This window comes from Mycolicibacter sinensis (genome assembly GCF_001667945.1).
Classification (GTDB): Bacteria; Actinomycetota; Actinomycetes; order Mycobacteriales; family Mycobacteriaceae; genus Mycobacterium; species Mycobacterium sinense_B.
This window is the reverse complement of the sequence record NZ_LZJK01000127.1, coordinates 14,490-39,198: the sequence shown is the minus strand read 5'-3', so window position 1 is coordinate 39,198 and position 24,709 is coordinate 14,490. Positions and strand designations below refer to the sequence as shown.

The following is a 24,709-nucleotide window of genomic DNA, read 5'->3' as shown; positions in this document are numbered from 1 at the left end:
GCTGGCACGGTATGGGCGAATGGGTGGTGCAGGGGGTGGCGACCCAGGACACCAACATCGTCGCGGCGATCACCGTGTTCTCCGGTGCGGTGGTGCTGTTGGCCGGACTGCTTTCCGACGTCATCTACGCGCTGCTCGACCCCCGGGTGCGGGTGTCATGAGCACCGAGATCGAATTCGCCTCCCGGCGCACCCTGGTGCTGCGCCGCTTCCTGCGCAGCCGCGCCGCAGTGGGTGCACTGGCGCTTTTGGCGGTGATGTTCGTCGGCTGCTACGCCCTGCCTGGCCTGCTGCCCTACTCCTACACCGACCTGGACTACGACGCGCTGCTGGTCCCGCCGGGCTCGCGGCATTGGCTGGGCACCAACGCATTGGGCCAGGACCTGTTGGCGCAGATCCTGCGCGGCATGCAGAAATCGATGCTGATCGGGGTGTGCGTGGCGCTGATCTCCACGGTGATCGCCGCGACGATGTTGGTGTCCTGGGTCGCCACCCCCTGCACCACCCATTCGCCCATACCGTGCCAGCCGAAGATCTTCTCCACGAACACCGCCCCGGTGACCAGCCCGGCCACCCCGTAGGCGAACAGGGTTGCCATCGGGATCAGCGCGGTGCGCAGCCCGTGTTTGAACAACGCACGCCGCCGGGTCAGGCCCTTGGCTCGTGCGGTGCGGATGAAATCCTGGCCGAGCACATCAAGCATCGCGTTGCGCTGATAGCGGCTGAAGCTGGCCGCGGCGCCCAGCGCCAGGGTCAGCGACGGCAACACCAGGTGCTGCACGCGGTCGGCCAGTCCCGGCCAGAAGCCGGTGACCAACCCGGGGGAGGTCTCCCCGGTGTAGTCGAACAGTTGCGCGCCCAGCGCCCAGTTCACCCGCAGCGCGCTCAGGATCACCAGGTTGGCCAGCACGAACGTGGGCACCGACAGCACCAGCAGCGCGGCCAGGGTGATGACCCGGTCGGAGAGCCGGTATTGGCGCACCGCCCCCCAGGCACCGGCCACCACGCCGATGAGGGTGCCGGCCAACGAGCCCACCACCAACAGGCGCAGGCTGACCCCGATGCGCCGGCCCAATTCCGCCGAGACCGGCTGCCCGGTGACGGTGACGCCGAAATCGCCGCGGACGGCGTGCGAGGCCCAGTGCGCGTAGCGCAGCGGAATGGGCTTGTCCAGGCCCAGTTCGGCGGCTTTGGCGTCGATGACGGCTTGCGGGGGACGTGGGTTGCGCTGCATCAGGCTGTCCAGCGGGGCGAACGCCAGCGAGGTCAGGCAGAACGTCAGAAACGAGGCCAGGCCCAGCAGCACCAGGTAGTTCAGCGCCCGGCCGGCCAGGAACCGCATCACGGCGCGGCCTCGCAGACGTGCGGCATCAGCACAGGGTAAAGGCCTGCCGGCTGAGAGTGCGCGTCCCCGGTCGACACGCCGAGGAAATCTCCGGATTCAGGCACTGCCGCAGCCCTTTGATCCGAATGATTTTTAACCGTGGATTCCGGTTGCTTCTTCACTAGGATCTGCCTGCGCACTGCGACAGATGGAGACGCCTGTGACCGTTACCGACGATTACCTGGCCAACAACGCCGAGTATGCGAAGACCTTCAAGGGCCCACTGCCGATGCCACCGAGCAAGCACGTCGCAATCGTCGCCTGTATGGACGCCCGGCTCGACGTCCATCGCGCGTTGGGCATCCACGAGGGCGAAGCGCACTGCATCCGCAACGCCGGCGGGGTGATCACCGACGACGCGATCCGTTCCTTGGCGATCAGCCAACGGCTGCTGGGAACCCGGGAGATCATCCTGATCCACCACAGTGACTGCGGGATGCTCACCTTCACCGACGACGAGTTCAAGCGCGCCGTCCTGGAGGAGACCGGGCTGCGGCCGCCGTGGGCCGCCGAGGCCTTCCCCGATGCCGAGGAAGACGTCCGCCACTCGTTGCGGAGGGTCCAAGCCAGCCCGTTCATCACCCAAACCACCTCACTGCGCGGGTTCGTCTTCGACGTCGCCACCGGCAAGCTCGGGGAAGTCACCCTGTAGCTCCTCCCCGCCCTCCTTGCGGCGAGGGCGCGGGTTTGCACGGCGACACGCCGAAAATCACGTACAACTGCGCGCCCTGGGGCGAGCGCGGGATCACGTTGACAGCCGCCCGGTCCGCCTGGTTACATAACCGCTTATAACCAATAAATCTGGTAAATCTCACCAAGATTATCGGGAAACTGTCCGAGGAAGTTATGACCAGCAACATCACCGCGCCCACGGCGCCGACCACGGCCGGGCACTATCAACTGACGCATCTGCGCACCCTGGAAGCCGAGGCCATCCACATCATCCGAGAGGTGGCCGCGGAGTTCGAGCGGCCAGTGCTGCTGTTCTCCGGCGGCAAGGACTCCATCGTCATGCTGCACCTGGCGGTCAAGGCGTTCGCGCCGGGCCGGCTGCCGTTCCCGGTGATGCATGTCGACACCGGCCACAACTTCGAAGAGGTCATCGCCGCACGTGACGAACTGGTCGAGAAGACCGGGGTGCGACTGGTGGTGGCCAGTGTGCAAGACGACATTGACGCCGGTCGGGTGATCGACGACGGGCCGTCGCGCAACCCGCTGCAGACCGTCACCTTGCTGCGGGCGATCGCCGAGAACAAGTTCGACGCGGCGTTCGGCGGCGCCCGGCGCGACGAGGAGAAGGCGCGCGCCAAGGAGCGGGTGTTCAGCTTCCGCGACGAGTTCGGCCAGTGGGACCCCAAGGCCCAGCGCCCCGAGCTGTGGAACCTCTACAACGGCCGGCACCGCGCCGGTGAGCACATCCGGGTCTTCCCGCTGTCGAACTGGACCGAATTCGACATCTGGTCCTACATCGGTGCCGAGGAAATCACCTTGCCCTCAATCTATTTCGCGCACCAGCGCAAAGTCTTCCGGCGCGACGGCATGCTGCTGGCCGACCACGAATTCCTGCGGCCCGGCGACGGCGAGGAGGTGTTCGAGACCTCGGTGCGCTTCCGCACCGTCGGCGACGTCACCTGCACCGGTTGTGTGGAGTCGACGGCGGCGTCCGTCGACGAGGTGATCGCTGAGACCGCGGTGTCGCGGCTGACCGAGCGCGGCGCGACCCGCGCTGATGACCGGATCTCCGAAGCAGGCATGGAAGACCGCAAGAGGCAGGGGTATTTCTGATGAGTGCGGCAACCACGCTGCTTCGTATCGCCACGGCCGGTTCGGTCGACGACGGCAAATCGACGCTGATCGGGCGGCTGCTGTTCGACTCCAAGGCCGTCATGGAGGACCAGCTGGCCTCGGTGGAGCGGACCTCGCGGGAGCGCGGTCATGACTACACCGACCTGGCGCTGGTCACCGACGGGCTGCGCGCCGAGCGTGAGCAGGGCATCACTATCGATGTCGCCTACCGCTACTTCGCCACGCCCAAGCGGAAATTCATCATCGCCGACACGCCCGGGCACATCCAGTACACCCGCAACATGGTGACCGGCGCTTCGACCGCCCAGCTGGCGATCGTGCTGGTCGATGCGCGGCACGGCCTGCAGGAGCAGTCCCGCCGGCACACCTTCCTGGCGTCGCTGCTGGGCATCCGCCACATTGTGCTCGCGGTCAACAAGATGGACCTGATCGACTGGGACGCCGAGCAATTCGAGGCGATCCGCGACGACTTCCACTCGTTCGCCACCCGCCTGGACGTGCACGACGTGACGACCATCCCGATCTCGGCGCTGCTCGGCGACAATGTAGTGACCAAGTCCGACAAAACCCCCTACTACGACGGCCCGGCGCTGCTGTCGCACCTGGAAGACGTCTACATCGCCGGTGACCGCAACCTGGTGGACGTGCGTTTCCCGGTGCAGTACGTGATCCGTCCCCAGACCCACGAACACGCCGACCACCGCAGCTACGCCGGCACGGTGGCCAGCGGGGTGCTGCGTCCCGGAGACGACGTGGTGGTGCTGCCGTCAGGCAAGCCGACCCGGATCGCGGCGATCGAAGGCCCCAATGGCGCCGTGGACGAAGCGTTCCCGCCGATGGCGGTGTCGGTCAGTCTCGATGACGACATCGACATCTCCCGCGGCGACATGATCGCCCGCACCAACAACCAGCCCCGCATCGCCCAGGACTTCGACGCCACGGTGTGCTGGATGGCAGACGGGGCGACGCTGCGGCCGGGCAACGACTACATCATCAAACACACCACCCGCACCACCCGGGTGAAGGTGATGGCGCTGGACTACCGCCTCGACGTCAACACCTTGCACCGGGACAAGGAAGCGAATTCGTTGCAGCTCAACGAGCTCGGCCGGGTGTCGCTGCGCGCTCAGGTGCCGCTGATGCTGGACGAATTCACCCGCAACGATGCGACCGGATCGTTCATCCTCATCGACCAGGCCACCAACGGCACGGTCGCGGCCGGCATGGTGCTGCGCGATGTGTCGGGCCGCGCCGCCAGCCCGAACACGGTGCGCCACGAGTCGCTGGTCACCGCCACCGACCGGTTGTCGAAGGGCCGCACGGTGTGGTTGACCGGACTGTCCGGCGCCGGTAAGTCGTCGGTGGCGATGCGGGTCGAGCAGCTGCTGCTCGAAAGAGGTACGCCGGCTTACGTTCTCGATGGCGACAACCTGCGGCACGGCCTCAACGCCGACCTCGGGTTCTCGATGGCCGACCGCGCCGAGAACCTGCGCCGGCTGGCGCACGTGGCGACCCTGCTGGCCGATTCCGGCCAGATCGTGCTGGTACCGGCGATCAGCCCGCTGATCGAACATCGCCAGCTGGCCCGCCAGGTGCACACCGACGCCGGGTTCGATTTCGTGGAGGTGTTCTGCGACACCCCGCTGGAGGAATGCGAGCAGCGAGACCCCAAGGGACTGTACGCAAAAGCCCGCGCCGGGCTGATCACGCACTTCACCGGCATCGACAGCCCGTACCAGCGGCCGCGCAACCCGGACGTGCGGCTGAGCCCGCAGGACAGCGTCGATGCGCAGGCCCGCCAGGTGATCGCCGCGATCGACGCCCGGAAATGAACGACCACCAGCTGGCCGCCCAGCTCGCCGCCGACGCGGGCCGGTTGCTGCTGAGCGTCCGCGAGGAACTGGCCGACGCGCCACAGGCCGAGCGGAAAGCCGCCGGCGACAAGCGCTCTCACGACTACCTGATGACGGCGCTGGCCACCGAGCGCCCGGACGACGCGGTGCTGTCGGAGGAGGGCGCCGACAACCCGGTCCGGCTGCACGCCGAGCGGGTGTGGATCGTCGACCCGCTGGACGGCACCCGGGAATTCTCCGAGCCGGAGCGCGACGACTGGGCCGTGCACGTTGCGCTGTGGCACGCCGGAGAACTGGTCGCTGGCGCCATCGCCTTGCCGGCACGCGGCATCACCTTGGCCACGCCGACCGTGGCCGCCCCGCCCGCACATCCCGGCCCGCCCCGCATCGCGGTGTCCCGCAGCCGCCCGCCGGCGGTCGCCGAAACCGTGCGGGAGCGCCTCGACGGGGTGCTGGTGCCGATGGGCTCGGCCGGGGTCAAGGTCGCCGCCGTCGTGCAGGGCACCGCTGATGTCTACGTGCACGCCGGTGGGCAGTACGAGTGGGACTCGGCCGCGCCGGTGGCCGTGGCCCGGGCCGCCGGCCTGCACACGTCGCGCATCGACGGCTCGCCGCTGGCCTACAACCGGCCGGACCCTTTGCTTCCTGACCTGGTGGTCTGTCGCCCGGAATATGCCCAAGCAGTGCTCGCCGCAATCGGGTGATGTCGCCGCAGATCGGTGAGATGGCAGAATCCCCAGGGTGCGGATGTCGGCCAAAGCGGAGTATGCGGTGCGGGCGATGGTCCAGCTCGCCACCGCCGAAGCCGGCACCCTGGTCAAGACCGACGAGATAGCCGCAGCTCAGGGCATCCCGGCGCAGTTTCTGGTCGACATCCTGTCGGATCTGCGCACCGACCGGCTGGTGCGCAGTCAGCGCGGCCGTGACGGCGGCTACGAGCTGGCCCGCGCGGCCACCGAGATCAGCGTCGCCGACGTGCTGCGCTGCATCGACGGGCCGCTGGCCAGCGTCCGCGACATCGGCATGGGCGATCTGCCCTATGCGGGACCGACCGCCGCACTGACCGACGTGTGGCGGGCGCTGCGGGCCAGCATGCGCTCGGTGCTCGAGCAGACCAGCCTGGCCGATGTGGCCTCAGGTGAGCTGCCCGCGCACGTCGCCGAGTTCGCCGCCACCTACCGCACCCAGGAACGCCAGCGCGGCCACGGCAGCTGAGCGCTACGCACCTGACCCATAGGGTCGGGTGAGGATCTCCATCGCATGACCGCTGGGGTCGCGGAAATATACGCCGCGGCCGCCGTCGCGGTGATTGATCTCGCCGGGGCGTTCGGCGCGCGGGTCGGCCCAATGGTCGATGCCGCGGGCGGAGATCTTGGCATAGATGGCGTCGAAGTCGTCGTCGGACACCAGGAATGCGTAGTGCTGCGGCGGGATCTCCTCGGTAGCCGGCACGTCGGCGTAATCGAGACTGGCGTCGTGGTCGAGCCCGACGACCATGAAGTGACCGAACGGCTGCGGTTCGGGTAGGCCGAACAGCTCCGCCAGAAACGCCGCGGAGGCCCGCTTGTCGTGGGCGGCGACGATGGTGTGATTGAAGGAAATACTCATTCCCCCAGTGTCAGTCGTGCCCGGCGCCCGTGCCACAATCGCGGGCATGCAGGTCGGAATGACCATGCCGGTGATGGAGCCGGATCTGGACGCAACGCTGCTGCGGGACTGGGCACGCGCGATAGACGAGGGACCGTTCTCGTCGCTGAGCTGGGGCGAGCGGATCGCCTTCACCAACCCCGACAGCCTGACGCTGCTGGGCGCGCTGTCGGCCTGGACCGAGCGGGTGCGGCTGGTGACCACCGTCATCGTTCCCCAACTGCATGATCCGGTGATGCTGGCCAAGGCGCTGGCCACCGCGGATCTGCTCAGTGGCGGGCGGCTCACCGTCGGTATCGGCGTGGGTGGCCGCCATGAGGACTATCGCGCCGTGGGCGCTGACCCGGCGTCGCAGACGATGCGGGAGATGGCCGAGCGGGTCGCGCTGATGAAGCGCGTCTGGGCGGGGGAGAAGCTCACCGAGTCGGTGCTGCCGGTCGGGCCGGCGCCGACGCAACCCGGCGGGCCGCCGCTGGTGGTCGGCTCCATCGGCCCGAAAACCGTGCGCAGCGCGGCGACCTGGGCCGAAGGTCTGGCCGGCATCACGATGGACCTCGACGTGGCCAAGCAGAATGAGCTGTTCGACGTCGCCCGCGATGCCTGGCAGCAGGCCGGGCGCGGCAAGCCGTATCTGGCGACGTCGTTCTGGTTCGCGCTGGGTGAGCGCGACGCCGCACGCAACCAGGTGCGCGAACATCTGCTGCGCTACATGAACTGGATTCCCGCCGAGTACGTCGAGGCGATCGCCCCGACTACCGGCTGGGCGGGCAACGAGGACGAGCTCCTCGAGGTGCTGCGCAGCTTCCAAGCGGTGGGCGCCGACGAGATCCACCTGATCCCAACCAGTTCCGATCGCGACCAGCTGCGGCGCGCCGCCGAGGTGGTCGCCGAGTTTCGCCGCTGAGGCCGATTAGCTGCCCGTGGTAGCCGTTGCGACACGGTCACGGAAGCGTTGCTATCAATCATGCGATAGTCACAATCGCCTCAACCGCCACTATCGTCACATCAGGCGAGGGGCCCGCAGGGGTCCTGAGAAAGGTGTGACATGTCGGCGACGCGTCGAATCGTCTCGGCGGCGATGGTGCCGGCGGTCGTGCTCGGGATGGTTCTGGCCACCGAGTTCGCCTCGCCGGCGATGGCAGCGACCTGCAATGCACCCGAGGCCAATATCGACCCACCGCCCGGTTCTCCGAGCACGCCGGCGGGCCAGCTGCCGACCGGGCGCCGTCCCCGCGGCACCAACGATCAAGCGCCGCTGCCCAAGCTGGGCCCGCTGATCGCCGCGCTGATCAACCCGAACGGCACGGTCAAGCAGCAGGCGGCGGTGGTGCCACCGGTGCCCAACCCGGCCGGTCAGGCCGTGCCGAATGCGGCTCAACCGGTGCAGCCCGTTCCGAACGCCGGCGCAGATCCGGGGCTGTCGACCGCCGACGCCGCTGGGGCGATCGCCGGATCGCAGACCTCGCTGGTGGAGTGGGTGACCGGGCCCAACAGCCCCAACCAAACCCTGCAGCGATTCGGCATCTCCGGCACCGACCTCGGAATCCCCTGGGATAACGGCGATCCCGCCAACCGTCAGGTGCTCTACGCATTCGGCGACACCTTCGGCTACTGCCGGATGCAGGGCCACCAGTGGCGGCACAATGTGCTGTTCCGCAGCGCGGACAACAACCTGGCCGACGGAATCACGGTGGGCCCAGGAGGAATCGGCAACAAATACTCGGGTTCGCCGCTGCGCCAAGCGAACTTCTCCAAGCAGATCCTTCCCGCCGTCCAACTGGCCCCGCACCAGGAGAGCATGATTCCCACCGCCGGCATCGGAATCGGCGGGAATCAGTACCTGAACTTCATGTCGGTCAAGCAGTGGGGCCGTGACGGTGAATGGTCCACCAACTACTCGGCGATCGCGGTGTCCAGCGACAACGGCGAGACCTGGGGGGTCTATCCCGGGACGGTGCGCTCGTCGGCGCCGGAGAACGTGCCCCGGGCACGCTATGTGCCCGGCAACGAGAACTTCCAGCAGGGCGCGTTCTTGCGCGGCGGTGACGGCTACCTGTACTCCTACGGAACCCCGGCCGCTCGCGGCGGCTCAGCGTACCTGTCGCGAGTGCCCGAGCGCGCCATCCCCGACGTCACCAAGTACCAGTACTGGAACGGCGAGAGCGGCTCCTGGGTGCCGAACAACCCGGCCGCGGCCACCCCGGTGATCCCCGGACCGGTGGGCGAGATGTCGGTGCAGTACAACACCTACCTGCGGCAGTATCTGGCGCTGTACGGCAACGGCGGCAACGACGTGGTGGCCCGATTCGCCCCCACGCCGCAGGGCCCGTGGAGCGCCGAGCAGACGCTGATCCCCACCGGCCAGATTCCCGGCGGCATCTACGCGCCCTACATGCACCCGTGGTCGACGGGCAAGGAGGTGTACTTCACGTTGTCGCTGTGGAACGCCTACGACGTGATGCTGATGCGCACGGTGCTGGGATGACGTTTGACTTCACTTAAGGCCGTAAGTGAAGTCAACGACGTCGGTTGACTTCACTTATCGTCAGGCGTCGAACACCTCGCGCAACGCGGCGCCGACCTCGGCGATCACCCCGGGGGTATAGCCGGGAATGTTCATGGTGACCCCGCCGACGCCGGCGTCGAGCACCTTGGTCTTGATCTGCTCGGCGATCGCTTCCGGACTGCCGGCCACCATCCGCTGGCTCATCGCGGCGGGGATCTGCTCGGCGGTGACGTTCTGGCCGGCCAGCGCGGTGAGCAACATGGTGGTTTCCAGCGTGGCCGGATCACGGCCGATCTCCTCGCAGCTGCGCCGCACCACGTCCATCTTCGCGCGGATCTGGTCGAATCCGGTGATGAGGTTGAGGTGATCGAAGTAGCGTGCCGCCAGCGGGATCGTCTTCTTCTCGCCGCTGCCGCCGATCAACAGTGGAATGTGGTCGCGGAAACGGGGTTCGGCCATCGCCTCCCAAGTGCGGTACCACTTGCCCTCGAACGTCGGCCGCTCACCCCTGATCATCGGCAGGATGATCTGCAGCGCCTCGTCGAGCCGGTTGAACCGGTCGGTGAAAGTGCCGAATTCGAAACCCAGCTGGTCGTGTTCGAGCTCGAACCACCCGGTGCCGATGCCCAGCACCGCGCGGCCGGCGCTGACGACGTCCAGGGTGGTGATGATCTTGGCCAACAGGGCCGGGTTGCGGTAGGTGTTGCCGGTGACCAGCGTGCCCAACTGCACGCGTTCGGTGGCGGTGGCCAGCGCGCCGAGGGTCGTGTAGGCCTCGAGCATCGGCTGGTCGGGGGAGCCCAGCATGGGCAGTTGGTAGAAGTGGTCCATCACGAACACCGCGTCGAACCCGGCCGCTTCGGCCTCTTGGGCTTGGGCGATGACGGTGGGGAACAGCTTCGAAACGTCGGTGCCGTAGGAGAAGTCGGGGATCTGGAAGCCAAGGCGAATCGTCACCCGGTTGAGACTAGGGGTGGTAGAGACTTATCCGTAGCGATTCCGCTCTCCGCGAAGACGGGGATCAGTCGGTCAACTTTCCGAACCGTTGCTGTGCGGCTTGCCGCGTGGTGCCCAGCGCAACGGCGATAGCGGTCCAGGAGTCGCCGCGCTTCCGGGCTTCCCGAACCGCGGCAGTCAGTTCGGCATCGGCCTCCCGGACAGACTCCACCGCGGCGACGATCCGGCGGAATGCCTTGGCGTCCCACGCCGGGTGAGTAGCAGAGCTGAGCTGTTCGAGTCCGGTGCTGTCGTCAGTCGCAATCATGTCATGCACGGGATATAAGGTCGGGCCTGGTGCGCAATAATCCAAGCTGTGGAGCGGGCCACGCTATTGATGATGCCACTGATGACGGCAGGGCTGATCGCGGCGGGCGTATCGGCGTGCTCCCGGTCGACGGCCGGCAGTGCCGTGCGTATCGGCGATGCCGGATGTCAGCACGTCTCGGCGCCGTTGACGCCGATCACGCCGCGCGACGATGTCGAACCGCTGCTGTGGGTGCCGTTGCCGGACGGCTGGAAAATCCAGGACCACCGCCTCCGAGACATTCGGCTCTCGATGTGGTCGGACAAACCCACCCACGACGGCCACCGCGCGCACGCCTGGCTGATCATGGACTCCGGGATCACCGTGGCGGAGACACCGGAAGCCGAGCTGGAAAGCCAAGGCCGGGCGATCATGATCGACGGTGGCGGCGCGTCGAATATGCGCCCGACGGCCCTGCAGGTGTGCGGTCACCCCGCGATGCTGTTTCGGTACCACCAGGCGGCATGGGCCAACGCCCGCGAGCATGACGCCGAAGTCCTGGCCGTGGCCGCGGAATCGGCCGGCACGGTGTATGTGGCCCGCCTGGCCCTGTCGGCCGACAACTGCGATGACCCGCAGTATCGCCGCGACGCCGACACCATCCTGCGCGGTTTCGAAATGGTGCTGCGTGGGGCGGTCAACGGCTGAAGCGCCGGCGACCGCCCGGATCAGAATGCCAGCTGCAGCGTGAGGTGTGGTGGCGCTGCAGGCGATAGCTACAGTTTGTGCCCACTCAGTGTAAAAAAGACATTGACAGCTCCCGTGTTACTTGAGTGAATGCCCGCCTGGCGATAGAGGGTCCCGACCGTTGTTCCTCGCGTGGTCCATTCATCGCTGTACATCTGCCACTGCTCAACAGCTGCGCAGCGTTCGAAAACCCCGGAGTCAGACCACATCTCGGCCGATGGGGGCGGTGGTTGTCGTACCGGAGTCTGTCCGCTCGGCGCCGGGGGACAGTCATTCGCGGGCCGCACCAGGGTGTAGTCCTTGCGCGCGTGCATGGCGGTCAGGTAGGTGTCGACGTCGGCTAGCGGCGCCTTGAAAGCCAGGCTGATGCTGGTGTCGGTCTCTATCGGAGCGGTGGTCTGATGAGCGGTGGCTTCCAACGGGACCAGCGATGCTGGAAGATGCGCCCATTTGGCGGCACCGTTGATCTTCCGCACGGCGTCGTCGATGGGAATGTCTTGGGTGGACACCTTCGTGACGTCGTCGAACCCGCAAGCGGCCGGGACCTGGGCAACGAGAAGCGTGACGGTGATGGTAAGCAGGCGTATGCGTGGCATTAGCGCACCGCGCTTTCGGCGTTGATCGGCGTGTAGTTGCTGGGATCAGGGATGGGGCTCCAAAGGTTCACCTTTCAGTGGCGCGGGGGGCCCGGCGTTCCATCGACTGCGCGCGTTGCAGCGGCCCGCGCTTGGCGAGGTAATAGGCGGTCAGATAGACCAGAGCGAAGGTGCCAACGGTGATGACCGACGCTACGCCGAACTGTACAAACTGCCTGCGTGCGACCGGATAACGCCAGCTCGCGTCCCCGTATCCGGTGCCGGCAGCCAGCAATGCGAGCAGTGCGGCCACCGTTATCGCGACCCAAACCTCCCCTTTGCCGACGGCGGAACCATATACGTTCCCCGCGGCGATTGCCGCTATCACGACGAGCATCCACCACATCGTCGCGGCCGTGAGGAGCCCGCTGTACGAACCCGGCGTCGGATCGGCTTCTGGCTCCGTGGAGACGCTTTCCCCCTGAGGCGCAACTTCAGCGTCCGGGCGCTGGGCGCCGGCCGTCAGGGAGTAAATCTTTCCGCCGATCTTGATATAGGGCGTGGCCACATACGCCATCACCACCATTGCCGCCACGGGCAGAATGCCCAGCGTGGCCGCGCCGTCCCACGTCGGATACGTCGACATGGCGCCAGCCACTCCTGCTGCGCATGCAAAACTCCAGTAGAGGCGCCTTTGCGTACTTCTGCTTATATTGAGGAACGAGAGCAGAAATCCCGCAACGAAACACAGGGCAACCACCCAGAAAAGCCAATCGCTCATTATTGACCACCTAGGCCCAACGTCACGAGCTTCTCCCCGCCAATACCGCCTGCGACCGCCCCGAGAAGTCCGACGATCAATGTCCCCTCCGGTCCCACCAACGAGCCCCACGCCGCGCCGGCAGCGAATCCTCCAGCGATTCCACCGAGGGTGCGTCCGCCAAGTTTGGCGATTTCTTCGCTTTTCGGAGCGCCATGCGCGATGTTGTCGAAAGTCAACAGGGTGTCGAGTCCGATGCCAGCGTAGCCAAGCTTTCGGCCGAACATCTCGAGGGCTTGGGCATCCGCTTTCGACCACACCTGAGCGCTCCCCCAATGCCTGCCGTTCGGCAGTGCCGCACCGTGGGTCTCCGCGCCGCCGCCCAACGCTCCGCCCCAGCCGGCTATTCCGGCTCCCGCCTCGCGGATCACCTGCCCGGGTGACTTTCCGCTTTGTACTTCGTCGAGCACCCGCTGGATCCCGGGCGGAGACACGCCCGCCGCTTCCAGTTGATCGGCGAAACCGCGAAGAACCGTTTCCCGGCCCTGGGCCTCGAGCCTGTCGACCATCTGGGTAGCTTGATCCGGCGTTAGGGGTGGGCGGTCTGAAAAGGCTTGCCCGGATTCCAAAAAATCTTGAAGCTGACGTCTGGCTTGGGCGCGGCTACGTGTGTCGCCTCCGAGAACCGGATCGATTGGCAAGTCACCGACGATTTGAGCGTTTCGCAAGTCGTCAAGGCGTTCCTGCGCTAACTGCCGCGCCGTCGGGTCCGCGTCGGGATCGTTGACGATTGCCAGATCACGTTGCTCCGCTGGATCAGCGGGATCGGAACTGGCACGCGGCGGCCCGCCGTTCTTTCCCGCCCAGCCGTCGGCGCCCTCGTCGCCGAAGCTGAACTGGTGCAACCCCGCGCTGGCTGTGGCGAGGTTGCGGGCGATGTCGTCCTCGTCGCCGACGAGCTTGTAGACCTTGGACATGAGGAACCTATGGTGGTCCTCGGCTGCCTGTTCGCGTTGTTCGAGTTCCGCGGCGGAGCTATACCAGGTGATGGTGTCGGTGACGGACCAGTCTTCACCGACGGCGAAGTTGTCACCCTCGATTCCATCGACGGTGTCGAGCACCGAACTCTTGTTGCCGTCCTGAGCGTCAGCGCCGCGCTCGGCGATCCCCGCGAGGGTGTCGGCGGTGTCAACGGGCGTGCGGATTTTCACCAAGTCGAGGTAGGAGCGGTCCCGGAAGGCTTCGGCACCCGCACCGGTCCAGTCGGCCCCGCCGGGGCACAGAGAGGATTGGTGCACCTCGGTGAACGCCGACTCCCAGGTGCGCCCGAGGTTTCGCCAGGCGGCGGCGTTGGTCCGCAGGTGATCCCAGCTGGCAGCGCGGACCTCGGACAGGGTGGGTAAACCAGACATCGGGGGCTAGCGGCCTATCCCGTACCCGCCGGCTGCGCCGCCATCGATGCCTGACCCGCGCGGCGCGAGCGGGGTGAAGCCCGGCGGTAGGCCGCCCGCACGGCCGTCGCCGCCCGATCCGGCGGCCGGGTGCGAGCCCACCGCGGTAAGGCGCCGCGCGGCGTGGTCGTCCTGGTTTTGGTATTCGCCCGCCGCTTTGGTGAGCTTGCCCCCGTTCGCGGTCATCCGGGACTTGCAGGCGGTGCCGATGGTGCTCATGCCGGCGTTCACCGCGCTCGTGGCTGCGCCGGTGGACTGCCAGCCGGAGATGGTCACGGTGGGCAGAGCCGGTGCGACCGCCCCCGCGAGGGCTTCACAACGTTGCGCCGCGGAGCGCAGCCCTTCGGGTGTGACCTTGAGGGTGGGGGAGGTCATGGGGGAACTGTATTTGAAGGAGGCGACACGGGCCACGTGCCCTCGTCCGCGCGCGTGCGGTAGCGCAGGGTTGCACGTAGACCGGCGGGAGCGCCGCGCTGAAAATACCTCTGTTGAAGGGCCGACTAGGCCGCTGGCGCCCTACCGAGTTCAGCGGATAGCTCCGACCGTGACTGGCTTGCCTTGGCAAGGATGTCCGCGGCACAGGCCGCGCAGTAGGTGGTTTGGCTCTGCGGTCCGTCCCGTACTACCAAAGATGTTTCACCCTTGAGAAATTTCGTGATCTTTGGTGCGGTGGCACTGGTGCTTGCGGCCGGCAATCGCAGTACTGAGATGCTTCAGGACAATCTTGACAGCGGCCATGAACCTATTCTCCTATCGCCATTTTGATGGTTTGAACGACCTGGTCGCCGATCTGGTCTAGCGAGTCGTAGGCGGCTTGGAGCTGGTCGATGGTCCAGGTATCCCGACTGTCGTCCGGTTCCCCGACGAAGCTGTTCATTTCGCGGTTCATTACGACGTAGAAGGCTTCGACATTGTTGCCGCGGACGCCCTCTATGGATCGGATGATGTCGTACCCAGTGCGCGAGATGTCGACGTCGGTCAGGATTCGCTGGTGAACAGTTGTTCCGACGGTTGACGCTAGATACCCTACGCCAGTGGTTGTGCAACGCCGCTAACTCGGACACGACGTCGCGTAATCCGATCTATTTCAACGACATCGTACGCGCGTACCCGTTTGGCTCGTCCAACTGCATGCCAGTTCTGAGAGACCTCATCGCCAGGCATCCGACCAGTACCCACGGCAGTGCATGGGTGAGTGCTGTTACCGCTCGCGACGCGCCGGACTCTCCTGGATACGCCGCCGGGATCATGCCCGACTCCCGAACGTGGCGGTAGCGGTGTCGATTTGCATGGCTGGCGTCATGGCCGCGGGCACGGCGCGGAGAGTAGCGGGGAGGGGTGACAGCAGCCGGCTGGAAAAGCCTCGGCATCCCGGTTTGGGGCGTAAGTTCGCTGCATGCCGCTGTGGGCCTGACCAGGCCAACCGGATTAGTAGTGCAGAGGTAAGCCGATTCTTGCGACCGCTGTAGCAATCTTGAAAAGATGCGGTGACGTGCCATCAAATGACATCTAGCAAAGTGCCCCCGGCAGGATTCGAACCTGCGGCCTTCTGCTCCGGAGGCAGACGCTCTATCCCCTGAGCTACGGGGGCGCACGTACTACGGCGCCATGTGGGCTTTGACAGACTAGCGCATGAAAGCCGGAGCCGATGAACCGGACGGATTCGGGTCCTGACCACGGAAGACTCTAGGATGGGGCACCGTGACCCCCGCCGATCTGGCCGAATTGCTCAAGACCACCGCCGCCGCGGTGCTGGCCGAGCACGACCTGGACACCGCCGCGCTGCCCGCGGCGGTCACCGTCGAGCGGCCGCGCAACCCCGAACACGGCGATTACGCCACCAATCTGGCCCTGCAGCTGGGCAAAAAGGTCGGCGTCAACCCCCGTGAGCTGGCCGGCTGGCTGGCCGATGCGCTGGCGCAAGCCGACGGGATCGCCTCGGCCGAGACCGCCGGCCCCGGCTTCGTCAATGTCCGCCTGGACGCCTCGGCGCAGGGCACCATCGTGGCCAACATCATCGACGCCGGCGCACAATACGGCCACTCCCAAGAGTTCGACGGCCTCAACGTCAACCTGGAGTTCGTCTCGGCCAACCCCACCGGCCCCATCCACATCGGCGGCACCCGCTGGGCCGCGGTCGGCGACGCGCTGGGCCGGTTGCTGTCCACCCAGGGGGCCGCGGTCACCCGCGAGTACTACTTCAACGACCACGGCGCCCAGATCGACCGTTTCGCCAACTCGTTGATCGCCGCCGCCAAGGGCGAGCCGGCCCCCGAGGACGGCTACGCCGGGGCCTACATCACCGACATCGCGGCACAGATCCAGGCGAAGGTCCCCAACGCCCTGAACAGTCCCGATGCCCAGGAGACGTTCCGCTCGATCGGTGTGGACCTGATGTTCACCCACATCAAAGAGTCGCTGCATGAGTTCGGCACCGACTTCGACGTCTACACCCACGAAGACTCGATGCACACCTCCGGCCGCGTCGACCAAGCCATCGAGCGGCTGCGCGCCAACGGCAACATCTACGAAAAAGACGGCGCCACCTGGCTGCGCACCAGCGCCTACGGCGATGACAAGGACCGCGTCGTGATCAAGAGCGACGGCAAACCCGCCTACATCGCCGGCGACCTGGCCTACTACCTGGACAAGCGCGAGCGCGGCTTCAACCTGTGCATCTACATGCTCGGCGCCGACCACCACGGCTACATCGCCCGGCTCAAGGCCGCCGCGGCGGCCTTCGGCGACGACCCGGCGACCGTCGAGGTGCTGATCGGCCAGATGGTCAACCTGGTGCGCGACGGCCAGCCGGTCAAGATGAGCAAGCGGGCCGGCACCGTGATCACCCTCGACGACCTGGTCGAGGCCATCGGCGTCGACGCCGCCCGCTACAGCCTGATCCGCTCCTCGGTGGACACCCCGATCGACATCGACCTGGCGCTGTGGTCCTCGGCCAGCAACGAAAACCCGGTCTACTACGTGCAATACGCGCATGCCCGGCTCTCGGCGCTGGCCCGCAACGCCGCCGAGCTCGGCATGAGCCCCGACACCGCCAACCTCGGGTTGCTGACCCACGACAAGGAAGGCGCGCTGATCCGCAGCCTGGGCGAGTTCCCCCGGGTGCTCAAAACCGCTGCCGCGCTGCGCGAACCGCACCGGGTATGCCGGTATCTGGAAGACCTCGCCGGTGACTACCACCGGTTCTACGACAGCTGCCGGGTGCTGCCCCAGGGCGACGAGCAGCCCAGCGAGCTGCACACCGCGCGGCTGGCGCTGTGTCAGGCCACCCGCCAGGTCGTCGCCAACGGTCTGGACATCCTGGGCGTGAGCGCACCGGAGCGAATGTGAACGTGCACCCCGCCGGGCCGCGCCACGCCGAGGAGATCCACCACGACGGGCTGCCGCCGCGGCCGCAAAACCCGCAGCAACTGCTGGAGCTGGCCCCGAACGTGTGGCCACGCAACACCGTTCGCGGTGACGACGGCCAGGTGAGCATCGCCGGGGTGAAGCTCACCGACCTGGCGCAGCAGTACGGCACCCCGCTGTTCGTCATCGACGAGGACGACTTCCGGGGCCGCTGCCGCGAGATCGCCGAGGCGTTCGGCGGCGGCGACAACGTGCACTACGCCGCCAAAGCCTTCCTGTGCAGCGAGATCGCCCGCTGGATCGACCAGGAGGGCCTGAACCTCGACGTCGCCACCGGCGGTGAGCTGGCCGTCGCCCTGCACGCCGGCTTCCCCGCGGCTCGGATCACCTTGCACGGCAACAACAAATCGGTTGCGGAGCTGGAAACCGCGGTCAACGCCGGCGTAGGCCACATCGTGCTGGACTCGCTGATCGAGGTCGACCGCCTCGAAGCGGTGGCCGCGAAAGCCGGGATCATGCAGGACGTGCTGGTGCGGGTCACCGTCGGCGTGGAGGCGCACACCCACGAATTCATCTCCACCGCCCACGAAGACCAGAAGTTCGGGCTGTCGCTGGCCAGCGGCGCAGCGATGGAGGCCATCAGAAAGGTTTTCGCCACCGAGCATCTGCGGCTGGTCGGGCTGCACAGTCACATCGGGTCGCAGATTTTCGATGTCGCCGGCTTCGAAATCGCCGCCCACCGGGTTATCGGCCTGCTGCGCGACGTGGTCGCCGAGTTCGGTGTCGACAAGACCGCCCAGCTGTCGGTCATCGATCTCGGTGGGGGACTGGGCATTTCTTATCTGCCGCAAGACGACCCGCCGCCGATGGCCGAGCTCGCGTCCAAACTGACCGCGATCGTGCGGGACGAGTCGGCGGCGGTCGGCTTGCCCGCCCCGCAGCTGGTAGTCGAACCCGGCCGCGCTATCGCCGGGCCGGGCACCATCACGCTCTATAAGGTCGGCACCGTCAAAGATGTCGACATCAGCGCCACCGCCCACCGCCGCTACGTCAGCGTCGACGGCGGCATGAGCGACAACATCCGCCCGGCGCTCTATGACGCGCACTATGACGTGCGGTTGGTGTCGCGGACCGGAAACGCCGGCCCGGTGCCGGCGCGCATCGTCGGCAAGCACTGCGAGACCGGCGACATCATCGTCCGCGACACCTGGGTACCCGAGGACCTGGTTCCCGGCGACCTGATTGCCGTGGCCGCCACCGGCGCCTACTGCTACTCGATGTCGAGCCGGTACAACCTGCTCACCCGTCCCGCGGTGGTGGCGGTGCGGGACGGGAAGGCTCGCCTTATGCTGCGCCGGGAAACCGTCGATGACCTGATCAGCCTGGAGGTGAGGTAAGCGTGTCCGATTCCGCAAGTCCGGTGGGCGTCGCCGTCCTCGGATTGGGCAACGTCGGCAGTGAAGTCGTCCGCATCCTCGAGGCCAGCGCCGATGACCTGGCCGCCCGGATCGGTGCTCCGCTGGTGCTGCGCGGCATCGGCGTGCGCCGGGTGGCGGCTGATCGCGGCGTGCCGGTCGAGTTGCTCACCGACGACATCGACAGCCTGGTGTCGCGCAGCGACGTCGACATCGTGGTGGAGTTGATGGGCCCGGTCGAGCCCGCCCGCAAGGCGATCCTGGGGGCGATCACCCACGGCAAGTCCGTCGTCACGGCCAACAAGGCCCTGCTGTCGCGCTCCACCGGCGAGTTGGCCGAGGCCGCCGAGACCGCCCGGGTGGACATGTACTTCGAGGCCAGCGTCGCCGGCGCCATCCCGGTGATCCGGCCGCTGACGCAATCACTGGCCGGCGACAGCGTGCTGCGGGTGGCTGGCATCGTCAACGGCACCACCAACTACATCCTGTCCGAAATGGACTCCACCGGCGCCGACTACACCAGCGCCCTGGCCGACGCGAGCGCACTGGGCTACGCCGAGGCCGACCCCACCGCCGACGTGGAGGGCTACGACGCAGCCGCCAAGGCCGCGATCCTCGCCTCGATCGCCTTCCACACCCGGGTCACCGCCGACGACGTCTACCGCGAGGGCATCACCAACATCACCCCGGAGGACTTCACCGCGGCACGCGCGCTGGGGTGCACGATCAAACTGCTGGCCATCTGCGAACGCATCACCACACGCGATGGGCAACAGCGGGTTTCGGCCCGGGTCTACCCGGCGCTGGTGCCGCTGGAGCATCCGTTGGCCACCGTCAACGGCGCCTTCAATGCGGTGGTGGTCGAGGCCGAAGCGGCCGGCCGGCTGATGTTCTACGGGCAGGGCGCCGGCGGTGCGCCGACCGCCTCGGCGGTCATGGGCGATCTGGTGATGGCCGCCCGCAACCGGGTGCAGGGCGGGCGCGGACCGCGCGAATCCAAGTACGCCCAACTGGCCATCGCGCCGATCGGCGATGTGCAGACCCGCTACTACGTCAGCATGGACGTCGCCGACAAGCCGGGCGTGTTGTCCACGGTGGCAGCCGAATTCGCCGCCCATGAGGTGAGCATCGCCGAGGTGCGCCAGGAAGGCGTGTCTGACGACGAGGGCCAACTTGTCGGTGCCCGGATCGTGGTAGTCACCCACCGGGCAGCTGAATCGGCGCTGTCGAAAACCGTTGCGGCGCTGGCCGAACTGGATGCCGTCCAGCGGGTCGCCAGCGTGCTCCGATTGGAAGGAACAGACCAGTGAGCTCCACCCGGACCTCGATCCATCAACCGTGGCCGGGTCTGATCGGCGCCTACCGCGACCGGCTTCCCGTCGCCGACGACTGGACGCCGATCACCCTGCACGAGGGCGGCACCCCGCTGGTCCACGCCAAGCGGATCTCCGAACAGACCGGCTGCACCGTCCACCTGAAGGTGGAGGGGCTAAACCCGACCGGTTCGTTCAAAGACCGCGGAATGACGATGGCCGTCACCGACGCGGTGGCCCGCGGCCAGCAGGTGGTGTTGTGCGCCTCGACCGGAAACACCTCGGCCTCGGCGGCGGCCTACGCCGCGCGGGCCGGCATCACCTGCGCGGTGCTGATCCCGCAGGGCAAGATCGCGATGGGCAAGCTGGCCCAGGCGGTCATGCACGGTGCCAAGATCATCCAGATCGACGGCAACTTCGACGACTGCCTGGAGCTGGCCCGCAAGATGGCCACCGACTTTCCGACCATCTCGCTGGTGAACTCGGTGAACCCGGTGCGCATCGAAGGCCAGAAGACCGCGGCGTTCGAGATCGTCGACGCGCTGGGCACCGCACCCGACATCCACTCGCTGCCGGTCGGCAACGCCGGCAACATCACCGCGTACTGGAAGGGCTACCGCGAATACCACGCCGACGGCCTGACCGAGAAGCTGCCGAAGATGCTGGGCACGCAGGCCGCCGGTGCGGCGCCGCTGGTGCTCGGTGAGCCGGTCAAGAACCCCGAGACCATCGCCACCGCGATCCGCATCGGCTCGCCGGCGTCGTGGTCGCAGGCCGTGGAAGCCCAGCAGGACTCCGGCGGGCGGTTCCTGGCCGCCACTGACGACGAGATTCTGGCCGCCTACCACCTGGTGGCCGAGTCCGAGGGCGTCTTCGTCGAGCCGGCCTCGGCGGCCAGCATCGCCGGGCTGCTCAAATCGGTGGCCGACGGCTGGGTGCCGCGCGGCTCGACCGTGGTGTGCACGGTCACCGGGAACGGGCTCAAGGACCCCGACACCGCGCTGCGAGACCTGCCCGAGGTCACCGCGGTTCCCGTCGACGCGGCCACGGTGGTCGCCGAATTGGGGCTGGCCTAGTGGTCGAACTGTTGCCGCCCGGGTTGACGGCCAGCGTCGCGGTGGCGGCGTCGAGCGCCAACCTGGGACCCGGCTTCGACAGCCTCGGCCTGGCGTTGGGCCTCTACGACGAGGTCATCGTAGAGACGGTTGACTCCGGCCTGGTGGTGCAGGTCGAGGGGGAGGGCGCCGGCCAGGTTCCGTTGACGTCGGATCACCTTGTGGTCCAAGGCATCCAGCGCGGGCTCCGAGAAGTCGGCGTCGAGGTTCCCGGGATGGTGGTGCGCTGCCGCAACGCTATCCCGCACCAGCGTGGGCTGGGATCGTCTGCGGCCGCGGTGGTCGGCGGCTTGGCTGTAGTCAACGGCCTTGTCGCGCAACTTGTTCGGCCGGGGCTATCCGAATCGCAGTTGATCCAACTCGCTTCGGAGTTCGAGGGCCACCCCGACAACGCCGCCGCTGCCGTGTTGGGCGGTGCGGTGGTTTCCTGGACCGCCAGTAAGGCCGATGGCAGCGGCGACGAGTATCGCGCGGCGGGCTTGCGGCTGCACCCTGACATCCATCTGTTCCCGGCGATACCGCAACTGCGGTCATCGACCGCGGAGACGCGGGCGCTGCTGCCCGAACAGGTCAGCCACCGCGACGCCCGGTTCAACGTCAGCCGCGCCGCGCTGCTGGTGGTCGCGCTGACCGAGCGGCCCGACCTGCTGCTGGCGGCGACCGAGGATCTGCTGCACCAGCCGCAGCGCGCTGCGGCGCAGCCCGAGTCGGCGCAGTTCCTGCAACTGCTGCGCGAGCACGGAATCGCCGCCGTGCTCTCCGGCGCCGGGCCGGCGGTAGTCGCGCTGAGCACCGCGGCGGGGTTGCCTGCTGAGGTACTTGAGGCTCCGGCGGCGCGTGGGTTCACTGTGACCGAGATGCGGGTCGGCGACGCCGTCAAATGGAACACCGGGGTTGTAGTGCCCGGTTGAGGCACGCCGCGCGCCACCTGTTGCGTCCGGCTCCGAAGCGGGCTATCCTCGGTCCCGTCCCGCATTCGCGGCATCAGCACCTGGATCAGACTGCGATGTCACTGGGATGCCACTAAATTCTTCCCGTAGCTGACGGCTTGCGATTTGACGCCGTCGATACGGGTATCACCGTTAAACAGTCGACGGTGACAGCACTCGGCGATTCCGCTGAATGCACCCAACCCCTCGCGTGACAAAACCGACGAGGGAAGAAAGGAAATCCGTGACCGAAACGGACCTCTTCACGGCTGAAGGCGGCGCCGGACAGGATTCGCTGTCGACCCCCCCGAGCGCTCTCGAGACCCCGAGCCAAGGCGCTTTGGCGCCCACCAATGCTGGCAGCGACGTCACTGCGGCGCCCGCCACCTCGGCGTCAGCCCCCGTCGCCGCGCCTGAGAACGGTGCCGCGACAACCATGCCGGAGTTGTCGGCGATGGTGCTGCCCGAGCTGCGGGCGCTGGCCAACCGCGTCGGCGTCAAAGGCTCCTCCGGGATGCGCAAGAGCGAGCTGATCGCTGCGATCCGCGAAGCCGGCGGCAACGGCGGCAACGGCGGCGCCGCGCAAGCCGATGCTCCGAACGCCGAGACGCCCGCGGCAAACGGCGCCGAGCCCGCCCAGGCCGAGCCCGCTCAAGCCGAGCCCGCGCGGGCCGAAGCCACCGAGGGCGAAGCCACCGACGCACCGCCTCGCCGCGAACGGCGTAGCGCCCGCCGGGAGACCGGTGCGCCGGCCGCCGATGCCGGCGAGCAGGACAAGGGTGAGGCTCGCAAGCAGGACAAACAGGACAAGCCCGACAAGCCCGACGAGAAAGCCGAGCAGGGCCGTCGCGACGGCGCCAAGTCCGAGGAATCGGCTCAGGCCAAGGGCGGAGACCAGGGCGGGGAGCAGAACCGCGGCCAGCAGGGCGGGCAGCAGAGTTCCGATGACGACGACGGGCGCGGGGGCCGGCGCGGCCGGCGGTTCCGCGACCGGCGCCGCCGTGGCGAACGCGGCGGTGAGGGCGGCGACACCGAACTGCGCGAGGACGACGTGGTGCAGCCGGTGGCCGGCATCCTCGACGTGCTGGACAACTACGCGTTCGTGCGCACCTCCGGCTACCTGGCCGGCCCCAACGACGTCTACGTGTCGATGAACATGGTCCGCAAGAACGGGCTGCGCCGCGGTGACGCGGTGACCGGTGCGGTGCGGGTGCCCCGCGATGGCGAGCAGCCCAACCAGCGGCAGAAGTTCAACCCGCTGGTGCGGTTGGACTCCGTCAACGGCGGACCCGTCGAGGACGCCAAGAAGCGTCCCGAGTTCTCCAAGCTGACCCCGCTGTACCCCAACCAGCGGCTGCGGCTGGAGACCTCGACCGAGAAGCTGACCACCCGCGTCATCGACCTGATCATGCCGATCGGCAAGGGGCAGCGCGCGCTGATCGTGTCACCGCCCAAGGCCGGTAAGACCACGATCATGCAGGACATCGCCAACGCGATCACCCGCAACAACCCGGAGTGCCACCTGATGGTGGTGCTGGTCGACGAACGGCCCGAGGAAGTCACCGACATGCAGCGCTCGGTCAAGGGGGAGGTCATCGCCTCCACCTTCGACCGGCCGCCGTCGGACCACACTCAGGCTGCCGAGCTGGCCATCGAGCGGGCCAAGCGCCTGGTCGAGCAGGGCAAGGACGTCGTGGTGCTGCTGGACTCGATCACCCGGCTGGGGCGCGCCTACAACAACGCCTCCCCGGCGTCGGGCCGCATCCTCTCCGGTGGTGTGGACTCCACCGCGCTGTACCCGCCCAAGCGGTTCCTGGGCGCGGCCCGCAACATCGAGGACGGCGGCTCGCTGACCATCATCGCCACCGCGATGGTGGAGACCGGGTCCACCGGTGACACGGTGATCTTCGAGGAGTTCAAGGGCACCGGCAACGCCGAGCTCAAGCTGGACCGCAAGATCGCCGAGCGTCGGGTGTTCCCGGCCGTCGACGTCAATCCCTCCGGCACCCGCAAGGACGAGCTGCTGCTCTCGCCGGATGAGTTCGCGATCGTGCACAAGCTGCGCCGGCTGCTCTCGGGGCTGGACTCGCATCAGGCGATCGACTTGCTGATGAGTCAGCTGCGCAAGACCAAGAACAACTACGAGTTCCTGGTCCAGGTCTCCAAGACCACGCCGGGCATGGACAACGACTGACCTGCTGGCGGACCGCAGCCGGAATGCACCGGGCCGTCCCGACGTTTTGGGAGCGGACAGCGCAGCTGGCATAATCGAACACCTCGGGTTCCGGTTCACGTCCAGCCCACAGGCGGGCGACCCGGCGACCCACGATCGAAGAGGACATCATGAAATCTGGCATTCACCCTGCCTACGTCGAGACCACCGTGGTCTGCGGTTGCGGCAACAGCTTCACCACCCGCAGCACCAAGGAGAGCGGCCACATCGTGGTCGAGGTGTGCTCGCAGTGCCACCCGTTCTACACCGGTAAGCAGAAGATTCTCGACAGCGGCGGCCGGGTCGCTCGCTTCGAGAAGCGCTACGGCAAGCGCAAGACCGGCGCCGCAGAAGCCGCCGACAAGTAGCGTCCTCACCGACGCCCGGA

General features: G+C 67.3%; 24 protein-coding genes, 1 tRNA gene and 2 pseudogenes. 17 read left to right on the top strand and 10 right to left on the bottom strand.

What is annotated here, in order from left to right; translation table 11 throughout:
* Together A5694_RS22775 and A5694_RS22770 are read left to right on the top strand one after the other, a co-directional pair.
* A partial coding sequence (locus A5694_RS22775) for an ABC transporter permease subunit (protein WP_131809612.1) occupies window positions 1–161 on the top strand: 161 nt, incomplete at its 5' end.
* Window positions 158–472: pseudogene (locus A5694_RS22770) on the top strand (peptide ABC transporter permease); the annotation flags it as partial. The gene A5694_RS22775 and the pseudogene A5694_RS22770, both read left to right, overlap by 4 nt.
* On the opposite strand, the pseudogene A5694_RS16565 reads toward A5694_RS22770, so the two are convergent.
* Window positions 451–1,344: pseudogene (locus A5694_RS16565) on the bottom strand (ABC transporter permease); the annotation flags it as partial. The pseudogenes A5694_RS22770 and A5694_RS16565 sit on opposite strands and share 22 nt — an antisense overlap.
* 199 nt (window positions 1,345–1,543) lie before the next feature.
* On the opposite strand from A5694_RS16565, the gene A5694_RS16560 reads away from it, so the two are divergent.
* From A5694_RS16560 to A5694_RS16540, 5 genes are all read left to right on the top strand, one after another.
* Window positions 1,544–2,035, top strand: a complete 492-nt coding sequence (locus tag A5694_RS16560; protein ID WP_064923123.1) for a beta-class carbonic anhydrase — start codon at window positions 1,544–1,546, stop codon at window positions 2,033–2,035.
* 194 nt (window positions 2,036–2,229) lie between these two features.
* Window positions 2,230–3,168 (top strand): sulfate adenylyltransferase subunit CysD, encoded by a 939-nt coding sequence (cysD, locus tag A5694_RS16555; protein ID WP_064923111.1) that lies wholly within the window; start codon window positions 2,230–2,232, stop codon window positions 3,166–3,168.
* Complete coding sequence (gene cysC / locus A5694_RS16550) at window positions 3,168–5,021, top strand: adenylyl-sulfate kinase (RefSeq protein WP_064923109.1); 1,854 nt, start codon at window positions 3,168–3,170, stop codon at window positions 5,019–5,021. The genes cysD and cysC overlap by 1 nt, the downstream gene beginning before the upstream one ends.
* Complete coding sequence (locus A5694_RS16545) at window positions 5,018–5,746, top strand: 3'(2'),5'-bisphosphate nucleotidase CysQ (RefSeq protein WP_064923107.1); 729 nt, start codon at window positions 5,018–5,020, stop codon at window positions 5,744–5,746. Before cysC ends, A5694_RS16545 begins: the two co-directional genes overlap by 4 nt.
* Before the next feature lie 37 nt (window positions 5,747–5,783).
* Entirely contained in the window at window positions 5,784–6,257 is a 474-nt protein-coding gene (locus tag A5694_RS16540; protein WP_064923105.1) for an Rrf2 family transcriptional regulator, read from the top strand.
* A gap of 3 nt (window positions 6,258–6,260) precedes the next feature.
* Here A5694_RS16540 and A5694_RS16535 read toward each other — a convergent pair whose 3' ends face one another.
* Window positions 6,261–6,650 (bottom strand): VOC family protein, encoded by a 390-nt coding sequence (locus A5694_RS16535; RefSeq protein ID WP_064923103.1) that lies wholly within the window; start codon window positions 6,648–6,650, stop codon window positions 6,261–6,263.
* A gap of 46 nt (window positions 6,651–6,696) precedes the next feature.
* Here A5694_RS16535 and A5694_RS16530 point away from each other — a divergent pair, with 46 nt between their 5' ends.
* Window positions 6,697–7,593: an LLM class flavin-dependent oxidoreductase gene (locus A5694_RS16530; RefSeq protein WP_064923121.1), complete on the top strand. Its 897-nt coding sequence runs from the start codon at window positions 6,697–6,699 to the stop codon at window positions 7,591–7,593.
* 141 nt (window positions 7,594–7,734) lie between these two features.
* On the top strand, window positions 7,735–9,174 hold the full coding sequence (locus A5694_RS16525) for a DUF4185 domain-containing protein (RefSeq protein ID WP_064923101.1): 1,440 nt from the start codon (window positions 7,735–7,737) through the stop codon (window positions 9,172–9,174).
* Between the two features lie 60 nt (window positions 9,175–9,234).
* Here the strand turns inward: A5694_RS16525 and A5694_RS16520 are convergent, their stop codons facing one another.
* Both A5694_RS16520 and A5694_RS16515 read right to left on the bottom strand, forming a co-directional pair.
* Complete coding sequence (locus A5694_RS16520; RefSeq protein ID WP_064923099.1) at window positions 9,235–10,152, bottom strand: LLM class F420-dependent oxidoreductase; 918 nt, start codon at window positions 10,150–10,152, stop codon at window positions 9,235–9,237.
* 64 nt (window positions 10,153–10,216) lie between these two features.
* The gene (locus A5694_RS16515) at window positions 10,217–10,459 is read right to left on the bottom strand and encodes a hypothetical protein (protein WP_064923119.1); all 243 of its coding nucleotides are present in this window, start codon (window positions 10,457–10,459) and stop codon (window positions 10,217–10,219) included.
* 81 nt (window positions 10,460–10,540) lie between these two features.
* On the opposite strand from A5694_RS16515, the gene A5694_RS16510 reads away from it, so the two are divergent.
* Entirely contained in the window at window positions 10,541–11,146 is a 606-nt protein-coding gene (locus A5694_RS16510) for a hypothetical protein (protein WP_131809611.1), read from the top strand.
* A 68-nt stretch (window positions 11,147–11,214) separates the two neighbouring features.
* On the opposite strand, the gene A5694_RS16505 is transcribed toward A5694_RS16510, so the two are convergent.
* From A5694_RS16505 to A5694_RS16485, 6 genes are all read right to left on the bottom strand, one after another.
* Window positions 11,215–11,781 carry a hypothetical protein gene (locus A5694_RS16505; RefSeq protein WP_064923095.1) on the bottom strand — a complete coding sequence of 189 codons (567 nt, stop codon included), beginning with the start codon at window positions 11,779–11,781 and terminating at the stop codon, window positions 11,215–11,217.
* 67 nt (window positions 11,782–11,848) lie between these two features.
* On the bottom strand, window positions 11,849–12,406 hold the full coding sequence (locus tag A5694_RS16500) for a hypothetical protein (RefSeq protein WP_082952709.1): 558 nt from the start codon (window positions 12,404–12,406) through the stop codon (window positions 11,849–11,851).
* A 134-nt stretch (window positions 12,407–12,540) separates the two neighbouring features.
* The gene (locus A5694_RS16495; RefSeq protein ID WP_064923093.1) at window positions 12,541–13,932 is read right to left on the bottom strand and encodes a hypothetical protein; all 1,392 of its coding nucleotides are present in this window, start codon (window positions 13,930–13,932) and stop codon (window positions 12,541–12,543) included.
* A gap of 6 nt (window positions 13,933–13,938) precedes the next feature.
* Window positions 13,939–14,346, bottom strand: a complete 408-nt coding sequence (locus A5694_RS16490) for a type VII secretion target (RefSeq protein ID WP_064923090.1) — start codon at window positions 14,344–14,346, stop codon at window positions 13,939–13,941.
* A 367-nt stretch (window positions 14,347–14,713) separates the two neighbouring features.
* Window positions 14,714–14,848: a hypothetical protein gene (locus A5694_RS24980; RefSeq protein ID WP_267887756.1), complete on the bottom strand. Its 135-nt coding sequence runs from the start codon at window positions 14,846–14,848 to the stop codon at window positions 14,714–14,716.
* Between the two features lie 641 nt (window positions 14,849–15,489).
* Window positions 15,490–15,562 (bottom strand) — tRNA-Arg (locus A5694_RS16485).
* Window positions 15,563–15,672: 110 nt separating this feature from the next.
* On the opposite strand from A5694_RS16485, the gene argS reads away from it, so the two are divergent.
* The 7 genes from argS to rpmE all read left to right on the top strand — a co-directional run bounded on the left by argS (window position 15,673) and on the right by rpmE (window position 24,689).
* On the top strand, window positions 15,673–17,319 hold the full coding sequence (gene argS, locus A5694_RS16480; protein WP_064923088.1) for an arginine--tRNA ligase: 1,647 nt from the start codon (window positions 15,673–15,675) through the stop codon (window positions 17,317–17,319).
* Window positions 17,316–18,734 carry a diaminopimelate decarboxylase gene (gene lysA, locus A5694_RS16475; protein WP_064923086.1) on the top strand — a complete coding sequence of 473 codons (1,419 nt, stop codon included), beginning with the start codon at window positions 17,316–17,318 and terminating at the stop codon, window positions 18,732–18,734. Before argS ends, lysA begins: the two co-directional genes overlap by 4 nt.
* A gap of 2 nt (window positions 18,735–18,736) precedes the next feature.
* Window positions 18,737–20,062 (top strand): homoserine dehydrogenase, encoded by a 1,326-nt coding sequence (locus tag A5694_RS16470; RefSeq protein WP_064923084.1) that lies wholly within the window; start codon window positions 18,737–18,739, stop codon window positions 20,060–20,062.
* The gene (thrC, locus tag A5694_RS16465; protein ID WP_064923082.1) at window positions 20,059–21,141 is read left to right on the top strand and encodes a threonine synthase; all 1,083 of its coding nucleotides are present in this window, start codon (window positions 20,059–20,061) and stop codon (window positions 21,139–21,141) included. Before A5694_RS16470 ends, thrC begins: the two co-directional genes overlap by 4 nt.
* Window positions 21,141–22,091, top strand: a complete 951-nt coding sequence (gene thrB / locus A5694_RS16460; protein ID WP_064923080.1) for a homoserine kinase — start codon at window positions 21,141–21,143, stop codon at window positions 22,089–22,091. The genes thrC and thrB overlap by 1 nt, the downstream gene beginning before the upstream one ends.
* 262 nt (window positions 22,092–22,353) lie before the next feature.
* Window positions 22,354–24,303, top strand: a complete 1,950-nt coding sequence (gene rho / locus A5694_RS16455; RefSeq protein WP_207516027.1) for a transcription termination factor Rho — start codon at window positions 22,354–22,356, stop codon at window positions 24,301–24,303.
* Window positions 24,304–24,452: 149 nt separating this feature from the next.
* Complete coding sequence (gene rpmE, locus A5694_RS16450) at window positions 24,453–24,689, top strand: 50S ribosomal protein L31 (RefSeq protein WP_064923076.1); 237 nt, start codon at window positions 24,453–24,455, stop codon at window positions 24,687–24,689.
* Window positions 24,690–24,709 lie beyond the last annotated feature (20 nt).